Genomic DNA, 17,901 nt, shown 5'->3' with positions numbered 1-17,901 from the left:
GCCTAAAAGGAAAAAAACCTAGCTGCGCATGCACACAGGGTCTGTGCAATGTTAACCCTGCGCATGTGCGTCGGGATGTGCCGCGACAAAGGCCGGGTGATTGGCGCAGGCCTCTTCAACCCGCAGCAGGCGGGGCATATCCGACAAATCAACCTGCCACCGGCGCGCGTTATAGATCTGCGGGATCAGGCAGAGGTCGGCGAGACCGGGCTTTGACCCAACACAGTAGGGGGCCTGTTCGAAATCACCCAACATGGTTTCGAACGCCTGCAACCCGGGTTTGATGAAATTCCGCATCCAGTCGCCGGGCATGTCGGGGGCGTTATGGCTCAGGGTCGTGGCATAGCGCGCAACCGACAGGTTGCAGACTGGGTGGATGTCGACGGCGATCGCATAAGCCAGCGCCTGAACACGCGCGCGTTCCGCCGGATCATCAGGCAGAAGGTTCAACTGCCGGGTCCGGTCCAGATAGTCGAGGATGGCCAGCGATTGCGTCAACCGCAGCCCGTCAATATCCAGAACCGGCACAAAGCCCTGCGGGTTTCGCGCGATATGTTCATCGCCCTTTTGTGCGCCGCCCACCAGATCGACAACAACCGGGCGATACGCGATCCCGGCCAGATTCAGGGCGATCCGCACCCGGTAACTGGCCGAGGATCGCCAATAGTCATAAAGGACGACGTCGCTCACGTCCGGGCCTGTCAACTGTCAGTCAAAGCGGCAGCGCGAAGGGCGTCCGTCAGCACCGTACTGTCACCGATGTGGTTGGCCAACACCAGTACCAGCCGCGCATTCAGCGCGTCGCTGTCTGCTTTTTCCAGGCCTTCATGCGCGGCCAGAAGTTCGGCATAGAAGTCATCGGCGTTTTTGATGTTCGGGGTTAGGATCAGGTCTGACATGGGGCTTACTCCTTACCGCAGGCTCTGCGGATCGCGTGCCGGAAGGTGTTTTCTTCGTAACTGTCACGCCGGGCGGCCACATGCTGGTCCGGGCGGATCAGGTAGACTGCGCTGGTCGCGTCGCCCAGATAGCGGCGTTTGAGGGCCAGCGTCATATCATCCTTGACCGACAGCGCCAGTCGCGTGACCTCGATCCCATCTTCTTCCAGGGTATCTGGGGCGTCTGCATCGATAGTCAAAAGCGTGAACTTGCCTGCAAGCTTGGGCAGCAGAAACTCGTCACCAAGCGGAGCGTCTGGACAGGCCGAACCCGGGCGCGTTCCGGCGGGGCCGTTCAGCGCGTCCGCAGAATTCAGCGAAGATCCATCATAGGTGCAGGGCTGGCTCAGGCGGCCAGAATTCACCAGCGGGCGCGCGAAGTCATAATGCTCGCTCAGGTCCAGTACCGCATCGCGCAGGATCCGCGACATCTCGGATTTCGGGGTGATGAAATCGGTCGACCGGCTGGAATTCAGGATGTTCTCATCGGCCCCGTACACGCGTTCGGCGTTGTAGCTGTCCAGCAGAGTTTCAGGTGCTTTCCCATCCAGAACCAGCTTCAGTTTCCAACACAGGTTGTCGGTGTCCTGAAGGCCGGAATTGGCCCCGCGCGCGCCAAAGGGGCTGACCTGATGCGCGCTGTCGCCCGCAAACAGGACACGGCCCTTGCGGAAGCTTTCCATGCGACGGCACTGGAACGTATAGATCGAGACCCATTCCAGCTCAAACTCGACATCATCCCCAAGCATTGCCTTGAGGCGGGGGATCACGTTCTCGGGGCGCTTTTCGCGTTCCTTGTCGATATCCCAACCCAGCTGCAAGTCGATGCGCCATACATTGTCGGGCTGTTTATGCAACAATGCGGATTGCCCCCGATTGAACGGCGGATCGAACCAGAACCAGCGTTCAGACGGAAAATCCGCATCCATGATCACGTCTGCAATCAGGAAGTTGTCTTCGAAAATCCGTCCTTCGAAATCAATGCCCAACATCCGCCGGGCGGGGGAGGTCGCGCCATCACAGGCAATCAGCCAATCGGCTTCGATTGTGTAAGGTCCTTCGGGCGTCCCGACCTCCAGCCGCACGTGATCGTCATGCGTGCCAATCGCCTCGACCTTGTTGCGCCCGCGTATCTCAATCGGTGCGCCTTCTGCCTGCAACTCGCGGACCCGTTCAACGAAATAGTTCTCAAAATGGTATTGCTGAAGGTTGATGAAGGCAGGGTTGGCATAACCTTGTTCCGGTTGCAGGTTGAAGTCATAGACCTGTCGGTCATCGAAGAACACCTTGCCCCGATCCCACAGGACGCCCTTGTCGACCAGTCGGCGTCCGCATCCCAGCCGGTCGGCAATTTCCAGCGTGCGTTGCGAGAAACAGATGGCGCGGCTGCCGAAACTGACCTTGTCATTCTCGTCCAGAACCACGACGTCGACCCCTTGCTGCGCCAGATCAATCGCGGCGGCCAGACCAACCGGACCCGCGCCGATCACGATAACCTTGTGCCGAACCGGCGTCGGGCTGTCCTGATCGGGGCTGCGTTCATAGCCGTAAAGCGGAGTTTCAAAGATCTTGTTCATGGGCTTCCCCCCAAGCAGATGCGCCAAAGTGCTGCATGTCCTGTGCCCCGGCAGCACGTGCCGAAACCTTTGGCATATGGTTTCACTGAATCCCGCCGCCTAAAACGATCTGGATCAAACTGGGCCGTTTTTCCTTACCCCTGCAGGGCCTCCCACATCTCAAGATCGCGTTGGGCGGTCCAGATGCGAGGCGTGTCGATACCGCGGGCTTCGTCATAGGCGCGGGCGACGTTGAACGGCAGGCAGTGTTCGTAGATCGCGTAACTGGCGAATTTAGGGTCACATTCGGCGCGGACTGCGTCCCATGCCTCTTTCAGGCTGCCACCGCGCGCCGCAACCTTGGCTGCGGGGCGGTAGGTGCTTTCGACGAAATCGCGGGTGTTTTCGATGGCGGCATTGACCATGTCCTTGCCAACCAGCGCGTCGCCGCGTCCCGGTGCGATGGCGTCGACATCGAACCACTTGATCTCGTCCAGCGTGTCGCCCCAGTCGCTGAAATGCCCGTCGCCGCAATAGCAGGCCGAGTGATATTCGACGATGTCGCCGGTGAACATCACGTTCTGGTCAGGCACATGGATGACGATATCACCGGCGGTATGGGCGCGCCCCAGATGCATCAGGTCGATCCGGCGGTTGCCCAGATAAACGGTCATCGTGTCGCTGAATGTGGTTGTGGGCCAGGTCAGGCCGGGGATGCTTTCATGCCCTTCGAACAGGCGCGGGAAGCGCTGGAATTCGCTGTCCCAGTCTTCCTGACCGCGTTCAACCACCATGGCGCGGGCCATGTCGGACATCAGGATCTGTTGTGCTCCAAAAGCGCTGGCACCTAAAACCCGTACAGCGTGATAATGGGTCAGGGCCACGTGGGTGATCGGCTTGTCGGTCACAGACCGCACGCATTCGATCACCTTGTTGGCCAGGCGCGGGGTCGCCTGCGCCTCGACGATCATCACGCTGTCATCGCCGATGATCACGCCCGAGTTCGGGTCGCCCTCGGCGGTGAAAGCATAGAGCCCCTCGCCCACTTCGGTGAACGAGATTTTCTTTTCCGACATGTCCCCCTGGGACGCGAATGCTTTGGCCATCTTGGTTTTGTCCTTTTGCGGTTGCGCGGAAGGCAGGGATTGGATGCCTCCGGCGGGAGTATTTGGGAAAAGATGAAGCTCAGTGCGTCATCGCTCGAATGGGGAATTGAGTGCAGGCAGAACGGTGCCGGTGCAGTCGCCGAACCCGATCGTATAGCCGTCGCCCCTGGCCGCGCCGGTCAGGGTCATCGTGTCGCCGTCTTCGATGAAGCTGCGGGTTTCACCTGTGTTCAGCGTCAGCGGCTCTTTCCCACCCCAGCTAAGTTCCAGCAACGATCCGCGTTCGGGCTTGGTTGGTCCGGATATGGTGCCTGACCCCAGCAGGTCGCCGGTGTTCATCGGGCATCCCGATGTGGTGTGGTGGGCCAATTGTTGCGCGGCGGAATAATACATCTGGTTGTAGTTGGTCCGCGCGATGGTCGTGACGTCTTTGCCTTCGGGTGCCATGGTGACGGCCAGATCGATGTCATAAAGCATCGGGCCGCAATCCTTGAGGTGGTCCAGCAGCGCGAACTCGCGGGCTGGCGTATCACAGCGGAACGGCTCGAGGGCTGCCTTGGTCACGATCCAAGGGCTGATCGAGGTTGCGGTTGCCTTGGCCTGAAACGGACCCAGCGGCTGGTATTCCCAGGCCTGTATATCACGTGCCGACCAGTCGTTCAGCAGAACGTAGCCGAAGATGTGGTCGTCAGCTTCCTGAACCGTGATCGGGCCATCCGAGGGCGTGCCGACAATCGCACCCATCTCCAACTCGATATCAAAGCGGCGGCTGGGCAGGAAGGCGGGCAGGTCCTGATCGGGGGATTTCAGCTGTCCCCAAGGGCGACGGATATCCGTGCCGGACACCACGACCGAGGACGCCCGTCCGTTATAACCAATCGGAATGTGCAACCAGTTCGGCGGCAGCGCGTTTTCCGGGCCACGAAACATGGTGCCCACGTTGAAGGCATGGTTCCGCCCGGCATAGAAATCGGTGTATTCGCTGACCGCGAAGGGCAAGTGCATCTCGGCTTCGGCCTGTGGTACAAGCAGCGGTTCGACCTTGCTTTGTTCGTCCGAGCCGTCCGCCAGAAGGCTGATCAGCCGCTCACGCAGGGCGGTCCAGACAGCGGGGCCTTCTTCCATCAGGGGGTTCCAGAACGGCAGATCGAACAGCGGTTCATCGGTCAGGGTGATCAGGCCTTCGGCTTCGGCCGCGGTAACGTCCAGGATCATGTCGCCAATGGCCACACCGCAGCGTGGATCATCGCCTTCAGTCGAGAAGACACCGTAAGGCAGGTTGTTCAGTGGAAACGGATGCGCCGCGTCGTTGGCCGAGGCCACCCAGGATTTCATCAAAGGCATATTTTGCCCCTATTTTGTTGTACTTGGTACGTGGTTCGAAACGATCATAACCCCTGAAAGACAGGCGCCAAAGCCCAGAACGGGCGCGGTTGCGGCAGGTCGGCTGCCAAGGCCCCGTCTTTGTTTTCCGGTTGCAGCGACAGTACGCCTGCAACCGGAATGGGTATGTTCATCGCCATCAGGACGGGTGCTGTCCGGGTAACCCAGTCTGAGGGTCACTTCTTGCCCGGTGTGCCGTCGAACTTCTTCTCTAGCGATGTCCAGCAATCGATATAGTCGTCCTGCAACGGTGCCTCATTGGCGGCAAACGGCGTCAGGTGCTGGGGGAACCGGGTTTCGAACATGAACGACATCGTCTGGTCCAGCTTTTCCGGCCCCAGATTGGAATAGGATGCTTTGTCAAAGGCTTCCCTGTCGGGGCCATGCGGGATCATCATGTTGTGCAGACTGGTGCCACCGGGAACGAAGCCCTGCGGTTTCGCATCATATTGACCGTAGATGTTGCCCATCAGTTCCGACATGATGTTCTTGTGATACCACGGTGGGCGGAACGTGTCTTCCATCACCATCCAGCGTTCGCGGAACAGGACAAAGTCAATATTTGCGGTGCCGGGCTGGCCCGAGGGCGCCGTCAGAACGGTAAAGATCGACGGGTCGGGATGGTCAAACAGGATCGCGCCGACCGGGCAATAATTGCGCAGATCGTATTTGTAGGGCGCATAATTGCCGTGCCACGCCACCACATCCAGCGGGCTGTGTCCGATTTTCGTGGTGTGAAACTGGCCGCACCATTTGATCGTCACGGTCGACGGGGTTTCACGATCCTCATAGGCAGCGACCGGAGCTTTGAAATCGCGCGGGTTGGCCATGCAGTTGGCCCCGATCGGGCCGCGACCCGGCAGTTCAAACTTCTGGCCGTAATTCTCGCACACAAAGCCACGTGCCGGGCCTTCCAGAACTTCAACCCGGTACAGCAGTCCACGCGGGATGATCGCGATTTCCTTGGGCTCAAGGTCAATGATTCCCAGTTCAGTCGCAAAGCGCAGTCGCCCTTCCTGTGGCACCACCAGCAACTCGGAATCGGCCGAGAAGAAATAGTCGTCGACCATGGATTCGGTAACCAGATAAATGTGGCAGGCCATGCCAACCTGGGTGTTCACGTCCCCTGCCGTCGTCATGGTCCGCATCCCGGTCATCCAGTTCAGACCTTCATCGGAATGCGGCACCGGGTCCCAGCGATACTGGCCCAGGCTGATCACATCCGGGTCGATGCACGGGGCCGATTTCCAATAGGGCAAGTCGATCTTTTCGTAACGGTGCGAATGCTTTACCGACGGGCGAATACGATAGCACCAGGTGCGTTCAGGTGGGTTGGCGGTAAAGGCCGTGCCACTCAGCTGTTCACCGTAAAGTCCGTAGTTGCACCTTTGCGGGCTGTTCATCCCCTGCGGCAGCGCATCGGGCAGCGCCTCGGTTTCAAAGTCGTTGCCAAAGCCGGGCATGTAACCGGCATGGGTACCAACAGGCGTTGCTGCTTGCGTCAATGAATGCGGATCCGTCGGACGGTTCATTACGTATTCCTCCGTTTGCTGCTTGTCGGTTAATAGTTGATTTTGTAACTAACAAGCATGACACATGACGAATCTGAAAAAAATGATGACTTTTTCCTGCAAAATTTTCTGCCGTTTCTGCTGAACCAGGCAGCCGAGCGCGCCTCGTTGAAATTTCAGGCTGTCTACAAGGGACGGTACGGAATGCTCAGAACCGAATGGCGGGTGCTGTTCCATCTGGGGCTGTTTGGCGAAATGACCGCCAAGGAAATCGGTGAACGGGCCGGAATGCACAAAACCAAGATCAGCCGTGCAGTTGCCAAGCTCGAGGAGCGCCGGTACCTGAAACGCACACGGGACGAGGCTGATCGGCGGGCGGAATGGCTGACACTGACACCAGCCGGGCAAGCCGTGTATCGCGACTTGTACGGGGTGGCCGCAAGCTATGACGCCACGCTGTCGGGCCTGTTCAGCGAAAAAGAGGCCGCCTTGCTGCGCCAGATGTTGCGACGGTTGGCAGGCGTGGATTGACCACTGGTAATTGGCGCCTGCCGTCCCCAGATGTGTGTCATGCTTGATACGGAATTTGAAATGACGTCTTTCGAACCTGCCAAGGTATCCACACACACCCTGATCGACTGGTTGGTCCAAAAGGGGCTTGAGGGTGCCGGGCAGGAAGAGTTGCTGGAAGGGTTCTGCACCAGTCTGGTCGATATGGGCATTCCGCTGATGCGGTTTCATGCGGCGCAGTCAACCTTGCACCCGGTTTATGGCGGAACCGGATATAGCTGGTACAAAAGCACCGGCGGTGAATCCGAGAAGTTTGAAAACACGGATACGCCCAGCGAAATGTGGCAACAAAGCCCGCTTTATGCGCTGCTGAACGAGGATCTGGATGAAATCCGGGTCAAACTTGTCGACCATAATGAACCCAGCCGCTTTCCATTGTTGAACGACCTGAGAGAGGTTGGGGCGACCGATTATTATGCCACCGGCATCTCGTATGAGGGGGCGGGAAAGATGCGCCCCGACGGTACCAAAAAGGTCAGTGATGGCGTCCTGATGTCCTGGACCAGCGATGCGCCGTCCGGGTTTGATGACAGAGATCTCAGGCACATTCATGCGGTATTGCCCCATCTGGGGCTGGCGCTCAAATCCGCCAAGAACCAGAACCTGACCGAAGACCTGATGCGGGTCTATCTGGGTCGTGATGCCGGGCGCCGCGTCCTGTCAGGTGAGATTCGTCGCGGATCATTGCAGCAAATCGATGCGGTGATCTGGAATTTCGATCTGGAGGGGTTCACCAACCTGTCAGAAGACCTGCCGGGCCACGAGATCATCGACATGCTGAATGATTACCTGGCTGTGGCCGTGGGCGTTGTGCACGACAAGGGTGGGAATATCCTGAAATTCATGGGCGATGGGCTGATGGCCATGTTCGATGTCGGCGAAATCGACGAGGACGCCCGTGCCGCGCTCAGCGCGGTGCCCTTGCTGCAAGCCCGTATGGATGAATTGAACGCCCGACGTCAGGCACAGGGGCTGCCGGTTGCGAATTTCACGCTGGCCCTGCATTCCGGCGAAATCCTGTATGGCAATATCGGGTCCGAAACACGGCTGGATTTCACAGTGATCGGCCCCGCCGTCAATCAGGCCGCCCGAATCGCGGGAATGCACCGGTCGCTGGGTCAGAGAATCCTGATCTCGGACGACGTCGCGGTCGCGGCACGCCCCTGCGCACAAGACCTCATCTCGGTCGGGCGCTACATGCTGCGCGGGGTGAACGAACCCAAAGAGCTGTTCACGGTATACAGTCCCGGCGGTCCATCAGTTACCGGGTGAAACCGAGGCTGTTCCGTTCAGCGGTTCCAAAGCTGAAAGGCGTGAGGGAGCACCTTTGTTTCGCTGGGTACGAGCGGCGGGTTGGAGCGGATGTTCGAGAATAGTGAGGATGTGAACAAATGGCGGGTTTGAGCCCTTGGCGGTCATAGGAAAGAAGGCCGATTCGGCAAATAGATCGAATGCATTCGACCAGCCGTGTTATTTTCACTTGAACGCATGATGCGAGGAGTGTTTTCAATGATGCGCAATGGTCGAGAACTGAAGGTTTCCAAGATCAAATTTGCCGTCCTTACATTGATGTGTTTCGGCATGACGGGACCGCCGGTTTTCGCAGAGGGTTGCAGCATGGCAACGTTGGCTCAAATCCAGGGCAAGTCCTTCGTCTTCCAAAAGTTGCAGCTGGAAGTTGCGACACTGATGCAGGGTCAGTCGGAGGCCATCATCGAAGTTCAAACCGGTGTTACGTTAAGCAGCGCTGATGATGGAGGCTTTTTTGGCCCAACCGGCTTTCTTCGCAAGCGAATGGACAAGGGGCAGAGCTCTATCAACTCACTTCTCATTTCCGCGCGCCGCATGAAGCTGGAAGAGGAAGCATCCCGGCGCTTGGGTGAGATCAAGGAAAACGCCGAAAAGATAGTTGCGACCGGACTTGAAATGGCACCGCTTCTCGAAGCAGGCGAGATCGAAAAAGCAACTCGACTTTATGCAGATATATCCTTGCCTGCTCAAGTCGAAGCTCTGGGCGCAGCTTACACAATGGCCTCCGAGTATGAACGATCCGGCAAGCTCATGGCACTCAAGTGCAAGTGACCTTCGCCCGAGGGTTAGTTCAAAAAGCAACCGGCAAAGAAGTAAAGGCCGCAAAGTCCGCAGACCAGCCTCCAATACAACTGATCAGAAATCGACTTCGACACCCGGCAGGTTCAGCTCTCGCATCATGTCGCGCAGTTCCTGCCGTGCTGCGATGTTCGAGATGTTCAGCTGTTTGACGCCAATATCCTTGAGGTCCAGCAGGGTCAGGCCGCGGGGAAACAGTTCGCGAAAGATCACCCGTTCGGAAAAGCCCGAAGCGACGCGGAAGCCGATGCGCTGCGACAGCATTTCGATCGCGCGCTGCATCTTTTCCTTGTTGACCATGCGCTGGGTACCGACGCGGTTGCGCACAACGACCCAGTCGATGGGCTTCAGCCCGGCCTGCGCCCGCAATTGCCGGGCGTTCCAGACCATCTCGGAATAGACGGACGGGCCAAGGATTTTCTCACCCTTTGAATCAATCCGCGCCAGCAGGTCAAAATCGATGAAGCTGTCGTTCAAAGGGGTGATCAGCGTGTCGGCCAGCGAATGGGCCACCTGGCTCAGCCGGGTATGAGAGCCGGGGCAGTCGATCAGGATAAAGTCGCTGTCGCTTTCCAGTTGCGACACGGCAGCAGACAGGCGGTGGTCATAAATGTTCTCGCCCGGTTTCAACGTGCTGGCATCAATCTCGGGCAGGTCGTGATGGCGTGGGCCGGGCAGCGTCAGGCCCGAGCTTTTCAGAAAGTTGTTCCGGTTCTCGAAATACCGTCCAAGGCTGCGCTGCCGCAGGTCCAGATCCAGCGTGCTGACCTTGTGCCCCAGTCGGGCCAGTGCGGTTGCCACATGCATCGACACGGTCGATTTTCCAGCGCCGCCTTTTTCGTTACCGACCACAATGATATGTGCCATGCTTGTATTCCCAAGTCTTGCCGTGTTTGACTACACGTTGTTGGCACCCACTATATGTTGTGTCGCCTACGATGAAAAGAACCTCAAGCGGCGCTTTTGGGCATTATCGGACTCTATTTTGGAAAACACAGCGCAGTGCGCGGGTTACGGGAAGGCACCAGTCTGGTGATCTGCCTTGATCGGCTATCCGATCACGGTCTTGGCAGCGATATCGCCGTGTCGGCGCCTAGTCCCAAACATCTTGAACAACCGCTGCCTGCAACGATCCGCACTGGAATCAATCGCGCCGTTTGCCTGATTCACACATGTACAGATCGCGCTCCCAAAGGGTCCTTTCGCGGTGACGCCGCTTGGTCCGGATCGTGAAAACTATGCGGGGGGCGGAAAATTTGGTTAAATACCAAACAGATTTACACCGAATAACCTTGCAGGCTTTGCACGGGTCCTCTTCGGTTCATCTTCAAAGCAGGTGAAAGGGGCATAGGCATGCCGGACACTGCTGCGGACAGTTCAGGCGGTTCACGCGTTGTTCTTGCAATGACGGCCATTTGCATGATGGTCGTTGGCTTCAACACAACTGCTGTTGCGACCATCCTTCCATATCTGAAGGCCGAGTTCGATCTGACGCCCTCGGGTCTGCAATGGGTGATGGCGATCTATACGGTGGCCAGTGCGACCCTTGTGACGATTGTAAGCCGGCTTGGGGATATCACGGGCAAGATGGGTGTCTTTTTCTTTGGCATGATCGTATTTGCCTGTGGCTCTGCTTCTGTGCTGTTTTCACAGAACGCGGCGATGCTGCTGATTGGGCGTGGCGCGCAGGGGGCAGGGGCTGCGGCCCTGTTCGGCACCTCATTGTCCCTGCTGACCGCCGCAACGCCCGAGGAACAACGGGCCAGCGTAACCGGTGTGTGGGGCGCAATCGTGGGCCTTGCGATAGGCGTTGGGCCCATAGTCGGAGGAAGCTTTGCCAACTTTCTAAGCTGGCGCGGGGTATTCGCCACAGACCTTGTGTTACTTGCCATTGCGTTTGTGATCGGCCTGCAGGTCAGCAGGAAGAACTATGTCCCGGATACGCGCCTTCAGGGTGCAAAATTCGATACCGCAGGGGCGATTGCCATTGTGTTGCTGCTGGGTCCATTGTCTTTCGCACTCAGCAACGGTGAGGCACACGGATGGGGCAATGCCCTGACCATCGTTCCTTTGGGTGTCGCCGCTTTGGCAGTTGTCGGTCTGGTCTACACCTCGCGGCGCAGCGACGATCCGCTGGTCGAGTTCCGGTACTTCCGGCACCCGCGCTATCTTATGGCGGCAACGGGGATGTTCTTTGCGGGATTTGCGTTGTTCTGTTTCTTTGTCTACTTCAACGTGTTCGTCCAGTCCCCGGATGCGTTCGGCTATTCACCGGTTGAGGCGGGCGTGGCAATCCTGCCGCTGAGCCTGAGCATGTTTGTCATTTCCGTCACCGCGCCGCGCCTGCTTGCACCTTACAGTTTCCAATGGCCGGTGAGTGCTGCAATGGGGTTGATGGCCTGCGGCTTCCTGCTTTTGACAACAACCTCGAATATCGACAGCTATGCTGAAATCTGGTGGAAACTGATCATTGTGGGGGTTGGCATCGGCATCTGTTTTTCGTTGCTGCCCCGTCTTGGGCTTCGGTTGCTGCCCGACGAACATGTCGGACAGGGGTCCGGGGTGATCAACGCATTCCTGTATTTCGGGGCCACGATGGGATCGGTTGTCGGCGGTCTGGCCGAAGCTCTGACCATCCGCTCGGGCCTGTCAGAAGTCATCACCGCGCTGCCCGCCGGATCGACGCAGCGCGACGACCTTGCGCGCGCCCTGACACATGGCACGGCAACACAGGTGGAACAGCTGATTGCCGGGCTTGACCCGTCAACTGGTTCAGCGCTGGCCGGGGCGCTGCGTGATCTGCGGGATAATGCCTTTGATGCGGCGATGCTCATGGCCGCGATCGCCGCCAGTATAGGGCTGGTGATCGCGCTGCTGCTGTTGCGCGGTCCGGTTCCGCCATTGCACGACGCGGCTGAACTTACAAAACCAAAGGATCAGAAACCGGGGAAAACAGGGGCCTGAAACGAAAGAAGGCCGCCCGTTGGCGACCTTCCTTTGAAAGACTTTGGCAAAGGTTTAGAAACCCAGACCTTCGTATTTCTTCTTGAACTTCGACACGCGGCCGCCAGCGTCCAACAGGCGCGACGAACCACCGGTCCATGCAGGGTGTACCGAAGGGTCGATCTCCAGTGCCAGCTGGTCGCCTTCGCTGCCCCAGGTGGATTTCATCTGAACGATGGTGCCATCGGTCATCTTGACGTCGATGACGTGATAATCGGGATGGATGTCTTTTTTCATCTTTCCGCTCCTTACGCTTCGGCGCCAGCTTTGGGCTTGTAGTTGGAAACCTCTGCGATACGCGCGGATTTACCGCGACGGGTGCGCAGATAGTACAGTTTGGCGCGACGAACGCGGCCGCGGCGGACAACGGTGATGCTGTCGATATTGGTCGAATACAGCGGGAATACACGCTCCACGCCTTCGCCAAACGAAATCTTGCGAACGGTGAACGAACCGGCAATGCCGCTGCCGTTGTTGCGCGCGATGCAGACGCCTTCGTAGTTCTGCACACGGGTGCGCGACCCTTCGGTCACCTTATAGCCGACACGGATAGTGTCACCGGCTTTGAAATCAGGGATGTCTTTCCCCAGGGCGGCAATCTGTTCCGCCTCAAGCTGTGCGATCAGGTCCATCGCAGTTTCTCCTATCTGCTCGTGGTTGGTCCACGAAGTTGGGCACGGCCTGAGAGCTCTTGGTCTTCACCGGGTCCTGCGTACAGCCCGCCAGAGGTCAGATCGAATGTTCCTTTGGTCTGGCCTGACCCGGCGCATCCCTGCCGAAGAAAACGGGACGTCACGCCATGGTGCAAACCAAAACACCGGCGTCGCAGAACGCGGCACCGGATTGCGGTCGTTTAAGGGTATTGCAGGCAGGGATCAAGGGAAAAACGCCCTGACTTGCCCAACAGGCCGGTAGGAATCCGCCAGCCTGAAACTAAGGCGTTGCCAAGCGGCCCAGATCAGGCATTCTGAGGCAAATAATATGAGCAGATATTTCAGACAGGACCCTATGATGCGATTGGCATTCATGCTGGCCATTACGGCCGTTGCGCTGATGTCTTGCGGGCGAGGCGGCCCGAAACCTCAGGCCGTCGAACCCGTTCCGGGCGTGGACAGGACAGCACCACTTGTGATCTACCCCGATTTTGGCGACGCGGATCCCCATGACTGGGAAGGGAGCCACCCCGGACAATACCCGATCCATGGCCTTGACGTGTCACGCTGGCAGGGGCCGATTGACTGGCGCACGGCCCGGGCATCAGGTGTCAGCTTTGTGTTTCTGAAAGCGACCGAAGGCGGCGACGTGGCAGATCCCCTGTTCGACGATCACCGCCGCGGCGCGCAGTCGGCCGGTGTGCCTTGGGGCGCCTACCACTATTATTATTTCTGCCGTTCGGCCCGGGAACAGGCCCGCTGGTTCATCCAGAACGTGCCCAAAGGGGCAGACCTGCCGCATGTGCTGGATATGGAATGGACGCCGCATTCCAAGACCTGCACGCTGCGCCCCGATGGCAGAACCGTCCGGGCCGAGGCGCAGCATTTTCTGGACATTCTCGAACGACATTATGGCCGCCGCCCGATCGTCTATACCACGGTGGATTTCTATGAAGACACCGATATCGGGCGCCTGCCCAAGACCGAGTTCTGGCTGAGATCGGTCGCAGGCCACCCACGCACTGTCTATCCCCGCGCGGTCTGGCGATTCTGGCAATATACCGGCACTGGTCTGGTGCCGGGCGTTCAGGGCCGGGTGGACATCAACACTTTCAATGGCACGCCAGACGTCTGGGCCAGATGGAAGGCCGGGGGTTAGGTCTTTGGTGCGCCGTAGGTTTCAATGGTGCCGCCGCTAACCAGATGGTCCAACCGGCGCTCACGCTCTTCCCCAAAGGCGTTGCGCACCCAGAACGATTCACCTGCGCTCAGTTCCCGGCGTTCGAAACCGCGCTCTTGCAGGCAGCGGTCCACCTGATCGATTTCGCCCTGCGTGCGCAGTTCGTCCTGGATCGGGGCGGTAATCGCTGGGCCGATGAGGATACCCCATAAAAGGATATTCGTTGCATATCCCCCGATGACGGCGCTGTTTCCGCCTTCGTCAGCTTCCAGAGAACAGGAATCGACCGCTACCCGCGCCGAATGCAGATTGTGACCGGCTTGCGTTGGAACGGACATCCCCAGTGGTTTGGTCGTACAGGCAGAGGCAACCAGAAAAGCGCCAAGCAATAACTTCTTCATAATGCAATTAGTCTTTCGTTTTAAGGCCCTGAAAACGCAGGGCTTTCAAACGTGCATATTTTGGAAGATGATCAACTGCAAATAGAATTCTGGCAAACACAGAACCTGCGGCATGTCTGCAACAATTCGGTCTGTCACTCAGACGAATCCGACCGGGATTTTGCATAGTCGGCCCAGATATCCGGGCGCCGCTCGCGGGTTTTATCCTCAGCCATCTTGTGACGCCATTCGGCGATGCGGCCGTGGTGGCCCGACATCAGAACCTCGGGTATCGGGCGGCCTTTCCAATCTGCCGGGCGGGTGTATTGCGGATGTTCCAGCAGGCCCGAGGAAAAGCTTTCCTCTTCGGTCGAGGCCTGATTGCCCAGAACGCCGGGGATCAGGCGCACCGTGGCATCGATCAGGGCCTGCGCCGCAATCTCACCGCCGGTCATCACGAAATCCCCCAACGAGACCTCCTGCACACCGTAATGCTCCAGCACGCGCTCATCCACGCCTTCGAACCGGCCACACAGCAGGGTCATGCCATCGCAGCGCGCAAGGTTCTGCATCATGCGCTGGTCCATGCGCCGCCCGCGCGGGCTGAGGTAAATCAGTGGCCAGTTGCCCTGAATGCCCGCCATGGTGTGCTCGATGGCTTCGCCCAACACATCGGGCCGCAAAACCATACCCGCGCCGCCCCCGGCTGGCGTGTCATCCACGTTGCGATGTCTGCCGACGCCGAATTGCCGCAAGTCCACGGTTTCCAGCTGCCACAACCCCTCTTGCAGGGCCTTGCCGGTCAGGCTTTCTCCCAGAACGCCAGGAAAGGCGGTTGGGAACAGGGTGATGATCTTGGCTTTCCAGACGCCGTGCAAGTCCGGGGTGGGTGTTATCAACTCACGCGGTTTCAGCGTGGGCCGGATCGCCTTGCGACCATGGGATTTGCCGGGTTTGTCAGTCATTTCTGGCGGGCCAGTTCATATTGGGCGGTTCGAATCAGGGCCTTTTTCTGAGTGATCAACGCCGTTTCGTCCAGCGATGATCGGTTCAGGGCCAGCAGTTCCCTCAGAACGTCGTCGGAAAGCTGAGGGCTTTCATGCGCGGGCTTCACTAGCCGCGCCGATTTCGCGTGTGGCAGGCCAAGAAATTCGGCAAACGGTGCGCCCAGTCCAAGGTGGTGACCTTTCAGCGCTTCCATCCACGCGGTCCGTATCGTGACAGTTGGCAACCGGTCCATAATCCGGTCCGCCGTGTCCTGTAGCGATGGCAGATGCGCAAGATCGGCGCAAAAGCCGTCCAGGTCCTGAACCATGCGCGACAGGTGAAGATCGTGGGCCCAAAGGCTGCGCAACCACGCATCGCGATTGCGCAACGACAGGTAGACGGTGATGTCGGTTTCTTCGCCCACCAGACGGCGGCGCAGCACGCTGACAACCGTTTCCGCCAGTTCGGGTGCGGCTCCGTATCCTTCGCTTTTGTTCCTGCTGGGGCGCAGGCCCAGAAAATTCTCTTCGCTCAGGATCAATCCCCGGCGTGCTCCGAAATCCAGACCGTCGAAAAACGTGTGCAGCTGACCGCCAAACCCTGCCAGCGTGTCATCCAGACGATAGATCGAATGGCGCGTGGCCGCTTCGTTCAACCCGGCCTTGCGGGTCTTATAGGGAAGAACCAGAGCGAAATGCGGCCAGATCAGCTCGCGGTTTTCGTGCAGAAAGGACTGTGCTGCCGTCATACCGGTCTTGTGAAAACCCAGATGCAGCAGAACACGTCGCATCAGATCAGGCCTTCGGGCGGGTCGGCCACGATGCGGCCCTGTTCCAGATCGACGGTTGGCACCACCTGCATCGTGAACGGCAGCAGAACCGTCGCCTTCAGGCCCGGCCCGTGTAGTTCCAGCAGGTCCGTGGCCCCGTGGTTCTGCACGGATTTGACCTTGCCCAGCAGGGTGCCGCCGGTGTCATAGACCTCAAGCCCGATCAGGTCTGTGTGATAGAATTCGTCGTCGGGTAACGAGGGCAACTGATCGCGCCGCGCAAACAGGCGCAAACCGTTCAGCGCATCCGCCTGTTCTTTGGTTTCAACCCCGCCAAGACGGGCGGCAAAACCGTTCTTGATCGTACGCGTCAGAACCACCGGATAGCGTTCCTTGCCGGTTTCATCCGTCAGTGGCGAATACGCCTCGATATCTTCGGGAACGGCGCAGAAGCTTTTCAGGCGCACTTCACCGCGTACACCATAAGACCCAGCGACGCTGCCGACGCAGATCAGATCACTCATTGGCAGCCCCCGTCGTCAAGCAGATCCCGTTTCTCCATTCGCCAAGCCCTTCGCAGGCTTCGCGCTGATTGTTGCGCTCAAAGAACACGCCCACAATAAAGGCGATCAGCAGCAGAATGGGAAGGCGTATCAATCCGAACATATGGCGCTACCTTGTTTCGATCTTCAGGCTGTCGGCCCGGTTTTCCCAGCCAACCTGCTCAAGTTCGGGGGTGTCAGATATCTGTTCCGGCCATCCGACACAGAAATACCCGATCAGACGCCAGTTGTCCGGCACATCCAGATCGCGCGCCATCTGTTCGGGGTCCAGAATGGATACCCAGCCCAGCCCCAGCCCCTCGGCCCGCAGGGCCAGCCAGAACAGGGTGATGGCAGAGACCACGGAATAGCGCCGCATCTCAGGCATCGAGCCCGCGCCAAGACCCAATCCCTTGTCAGTGCTGTCGTCGCAGAAGACGGCCAGTTGCACCGGCGCTTCCTGCATTCCCGACAGTTTCAGGCGGCTGTAAAGCTGCGCCCTGTCACCGGAATAGCCCGCCAGAGCATCATCATTGGCGGTTTGGAAATTCCTTAGCGCCGCAGCCCGGGCCGCTGCGCTTTCGACGCGGATCACGCGCCACGGCTCGCTCAACCCCACCGACGGGGCCAGCCGAAACGCGTCGAGGCAGCGCGCAAGAACTGCCTCGTCTACCGCGTCGCCGCGGAACCGGCGCACATCGCGCCGGAGCCGCAACAACAGATCGAACTGCGTGCGAAATGCGTCAGTAAAGGTCTGATCCCGCACGCTTCGGCCTGCTTATTCTTCTGCAGCCGCTTCTTCAGCCGGTGCAGCAGCCGCTTCGGCAGCTTCCGCAGCCTTTGCAGCTTTCTCTTCCGCGCGTTCCTGAGCTTTCTTGCCCGGTGTGCCCTTGTTGGGGTTGTTGCGCTCGGCCTTGTCACGGGTGCCGGCAGCTTCCAGCATACGCGCGATACGGTCGGTGGGCTGGGCGCCCTGATCCAGCCAGTGCTGAACGCGTTCCATGTCCATTTTCACACGCTCTTCGCTGTCTTTCGGCAGCAGCGGGTTGTAGGTGCCCAGTTTCTCGATGAAACGGCCGTCGCGCGGCATCCGGCTGTCAGCCGCCACGATGCGGTAAAACGGACGTTTTTTCGAGCCTGCGCGGGCGAGACGAATTTTCATTGCCATGGTGGTATCTCCTTTGAATGGCATCACGCCGGAGGCGTGTATTTGA

The 17,901-nt window shown here is 58.8% G+C and carries 22 protein-coding genes; 5 read left to right on the top strand and 17 right to left on the bottom strand.

Annotated features, from left to right (window positions below; all coding sequences use genetic code 11):
• Window positions 1–51: 51 nt before the first annotated feature.
• From maiA to hmgA, 7 genes are all read right to left on the bottom strand, one after another.
• On the bottom strand, window positions 52–690 hold the full coding sequence (gene maiA, locus ACR3FC_RS06400; protein WP_480473945.1) for a maleylacetoacetate isomerase: 639 nt from the start codon (window positions 688–690) through the stop codon (window positions 52–54).
• An 11-nt stretch (window positions 691–701) separates the two neighbouring features.
• Window positions 702–899 carry a DUF2783 domain-containing protein gene (locus tag ACR3FC_RS06395; RefSeq protein ID WP_209506076.1) on the bottom strand — a complete coding sequence of 66 codons (198 nt, stop codon included), beginning with the start codon at window positions 897–899 and terminating at the stop codon, window positions 702–704.
• A gap of 5 nt (window positions 900–904) precedes the next feature.
• Window positions 905–2,515, bottom strand: coding sequence for an FAD-dependent oxidoreductase (locus ACR3FC_RS06390; protein ID WP_480473944.1), 1,611 nt, complete (start codon window positions 2,513–2,515; stop codon window positions 905–907).
• A 134-nt stretch (window positions 2,516–2,649) separates the two neighbouring features.
• Entirely contained in the window at window positions 2,650–3,600 is a 951-nt protein-coding gene (locus tag ACR3FC_RS06385) for an MBL fold metallo-hydrolase (protein WP_209598814.1), read from the bottom strand.
• Between the two features lie 87 nt (window positions 3,601–3,687).
• Complete coding sequence (gene fahA, locus ACR3FC_RS06380) at window positions 3,688–4,944, bottom strand: fumarylacetoacetase (RefSeq protein WP_480473943.1); 1,257 nt, start codon at window positions 4,942–4,944, stop codon at window positions 3,688–3,690.
• Window positions 4,945–4,988: 44 nt separating this feature from the next.
• Window positions 4,989–5,123: a hypothetical protein gene (locus ACR3FC_RS06375; protein WP_480473942.1), complete on the bottom strand. Its 135-nt coding sequence runs from the start codon at window positions 5,121–5,123 to the stop codon at window positions 4,989–4,991.
• A 36-nt stretch (window positions 5,124–5,159) separates the two neighbouring features.
• On the bottom strand, window positions 5,160–6,515 hold the full coding sequence (gene hmgA / locus ACR3FC_RS06370) for a homogentisate 1,2-dioxygenase (RefSeq protein ID WP_267365046.1): 1,356 nt from the start codon (window positions 6,513–6,515) through the stop codon (window positions 5,160–5,162).
• 57 nt (window positions 6,516–6,572) lie between these two features.
• Here hmgA and ACR3FC_RS06365 point away from each other — a divergent pair, with 57 nt between their 5' ends.
• The 3 genes from ACR3FC_RS06365 (at window position 6,573) to ACR3FC_RS06355 (ending at window position 9,146) form a co-directional block, all read left to right on the top strand.
• On the top strand, window positions 6,573–7,025 hold the full coding sequence (locus ACR3FC_RS06365) for a MarR family winged helix-turn-helix transcriptional regulator (RefSeq protein WP_480473941.1): 453 nt from the start codon (window positions 6,573–6,575) through the stop codon (window positions 7,023–7,025).
• 39 nt (window positions 7,026–7,064) lie between these two features.
• The gene (locus ACR3FC_RS06360) at window positions 7,065–8,336 is read left to right on the top strand and encodes an adenylate/guanylate cyclase domain-containing protein (RefSeq protein ID WP_480473940.1); all 1,272 of its coding nucleotides are present in this window, start codon (window positions 7,065–7,067) and stop codon (window positions 8,334–8,336) included.
• Between the two features lie 237 nt (window positions 8,337–8,573).
• A complete protein-coding gene (locus ACR3FC_RS06355; RefSeq protein WP_480473939.1) occupies window positions 8,574–9,146 on the top strand; it encodes a hypothetical protein in 573 nt (190 codons plus the stop codon).
• An 84-nt stretch (window positions 9,147–9,230) separates the two neighbouring features.
• Here ACR3FC_RS06355 and ACR3FC_RS06350 read toward each other — a convergent pair whose 3' ends face one another.
• Window positions 9,231–10,040, bottom strand: a complete 810-nt coding sequence (locus ACR3FC_RS06350; RefSeq protein ID WP_480473938.1) for a division plane positioning ATPase MipZ — start codon at window positions 10,038–10,040, stop codon at window positions 9,231–9,233.
• 486 nt (window positions 10,041–10,526) lie between these two features.
• On the opposite strand from ACR3FC_RS06350, the gene ACR3FC_RS06345 reads away from it, so the two are divergent.
• Window positions 10,527–12,137 (top strand): MFS transporter, encoded by a 1,611-nt coding sequence (locus tag ACR3FC_RS06345; RefSeq protein ID WP_480473937.1) that lies wholly within the window; start codon window positions 10,527–10,529, stop codon window positions 12,135–12,137.
• A 54-nt stretch (window positions 12,138–12,191) separates the two neighbouring features.
• On the opposite strand, the gene rpmE is transcribed toward ACR3FC_RS06345, so the two are convergent.
• A complete protein-coding gene (gene rpmE / locus ACR3FC_RS06340; protein WP_480473936.1) occupies window positions 12,192–12,413 on the bottom strand; it encodes a 50S ribosomal protein L31 in 222 nt (73 codons plus the stop codon).
• A gap of 11 nt (window positions 12,414–12,424) precedes the next feature.
• A complete protein-coding gene (gene rplS, locus ACR3FC_RS06335) occupies window positions 12,425–12,808 on the bottom strand; it encodes a 50S ribosomal protein L19 (RefSeq protein WP_480473935.1) in 384 nt (127 codons plus the stop codon).
• Window positions 12,809–13,187: 379 nt separating this feature from the next.
• Between rplS and ACR3FC_RS06330 the strand changes: the two genes are divergently transcribed.
• Window positions 13,188–13,988 (top strand): glycoside hydrolase family 25 protein, encoded by an 801-nt coding sequence (locus tag ACR3FC_RS06330; protein WP_480473934.1) that lies wholly within the window; start codon window positions 13,188–13,190, stop codon window positions 13,986–13,988.
• Here ACR3FC_RS06330 and ACR3FC_RS06325 read toward each other — a convergent pair.
• From ACR3FC_RS06325 to rpsP, 7 genes are all read right to left on the bottom strand, one after another.
• Complete coding sequence (locus ACR3FC_RS06325) at window positions 13,985–14,410, bottom strand: hypothetical protein (protein WP_480473933.1); 426 nt, start codon at window positions 14,408–14,410, stop codon at window positions 13,985–13,987. The genes ACR3FC_RS06330 and ACR3FC_RS06325 overlap by 4 nt on opposite strands.
• A gap of 134 nt (window positions 14,411–14,544) precedes the next feature.
• Window positions 14,545–15,354, bottom strand: coding sequence for a tRNA (guanosine(37)-N1)-methyltransferase TrmD (gene trmD, locus ACR3FC_RS06320; protein WP_480473932.1), 810 nt, complete (start codon window positions 15,352–15,354; stop codon window positions 14,545–14,547).
• Window positions 15,351–16,166 (bottom strand): hypothetical protein, encoded by an 816-nt coding sequence (locus ACR3FC_RS06315; RefSeq protein WP_480473931.1) that lies wholly within the window; start codon window positions 16,164–16,166, stop codon window positions 15,351–15,353. Before ACR3FC_RS06315 ends, trmD begins: the two co-directional genes overlap by 4 nt.
• Window positions 16,166–16,669, bottom strand: coding sequence for a ribosome maturation factor RimM (rimM, locus tag ACR3FC_RS06310; RefSeq protein WP_480473930.1), 504 nt, complete (start codon window positions 16,667–16,669; stop codon window positions 16,166–16,168). Before rimM ends, ACR3FC_RS06315 begins: the two co-directional genes overlap by 1 nt.
• The gene (locus tag ACR3FC_RS06305; protein WP_209506115.1) at window positions 16,662–16,811 is read right to left on the bottom strand and encodes a hypothetical protein; all 150 of its coding nucleotides are present in this window, start codon (window positions 16,809–16,811) and stop codon (window positions 16,662–16,664) included. Before ACR3FC_RS06305 ends, rimM begins: the two co-directional genes overlap by 8 nt.
• A gap of 6 nt (window positions 16,812–16,817) precedes the next feature.
• Complete coding sequence (gene bluB / locus ACR3FC_RS06300) at window positions 16,818–17,453, bottom strand: 5,6-dimethylbenzimidazole synthase (protein WP_480473929.1); 636 nt, start codon at window positions 17,451–17,453, stop codon at window positions 16,818–16,820.
• A 12-nt stretch (window positions 17,454–17,465) separates the two neighbouring features.
• Complete coding sequence (rpsP, locus tag ACR3FC_RS06295) at window positions 17,466–17,855, bottom strand: 30S ribosomal protein S16 (protein WP_209506119.1); 390 nt, start codon at window positions 17,853–17,855, stop codon at window positions 17,466–17,468.
• Window positions 17,856–17,901: the final 46 nt, after the last annotated feature.

The organism is Ruegeria sp. AF3, from assembly GCF_056536285.1.
Note: the sequence above shows the minus strand (reverse complement) of the source record. Positions and strands in the feature narration are given on the sequence as shown.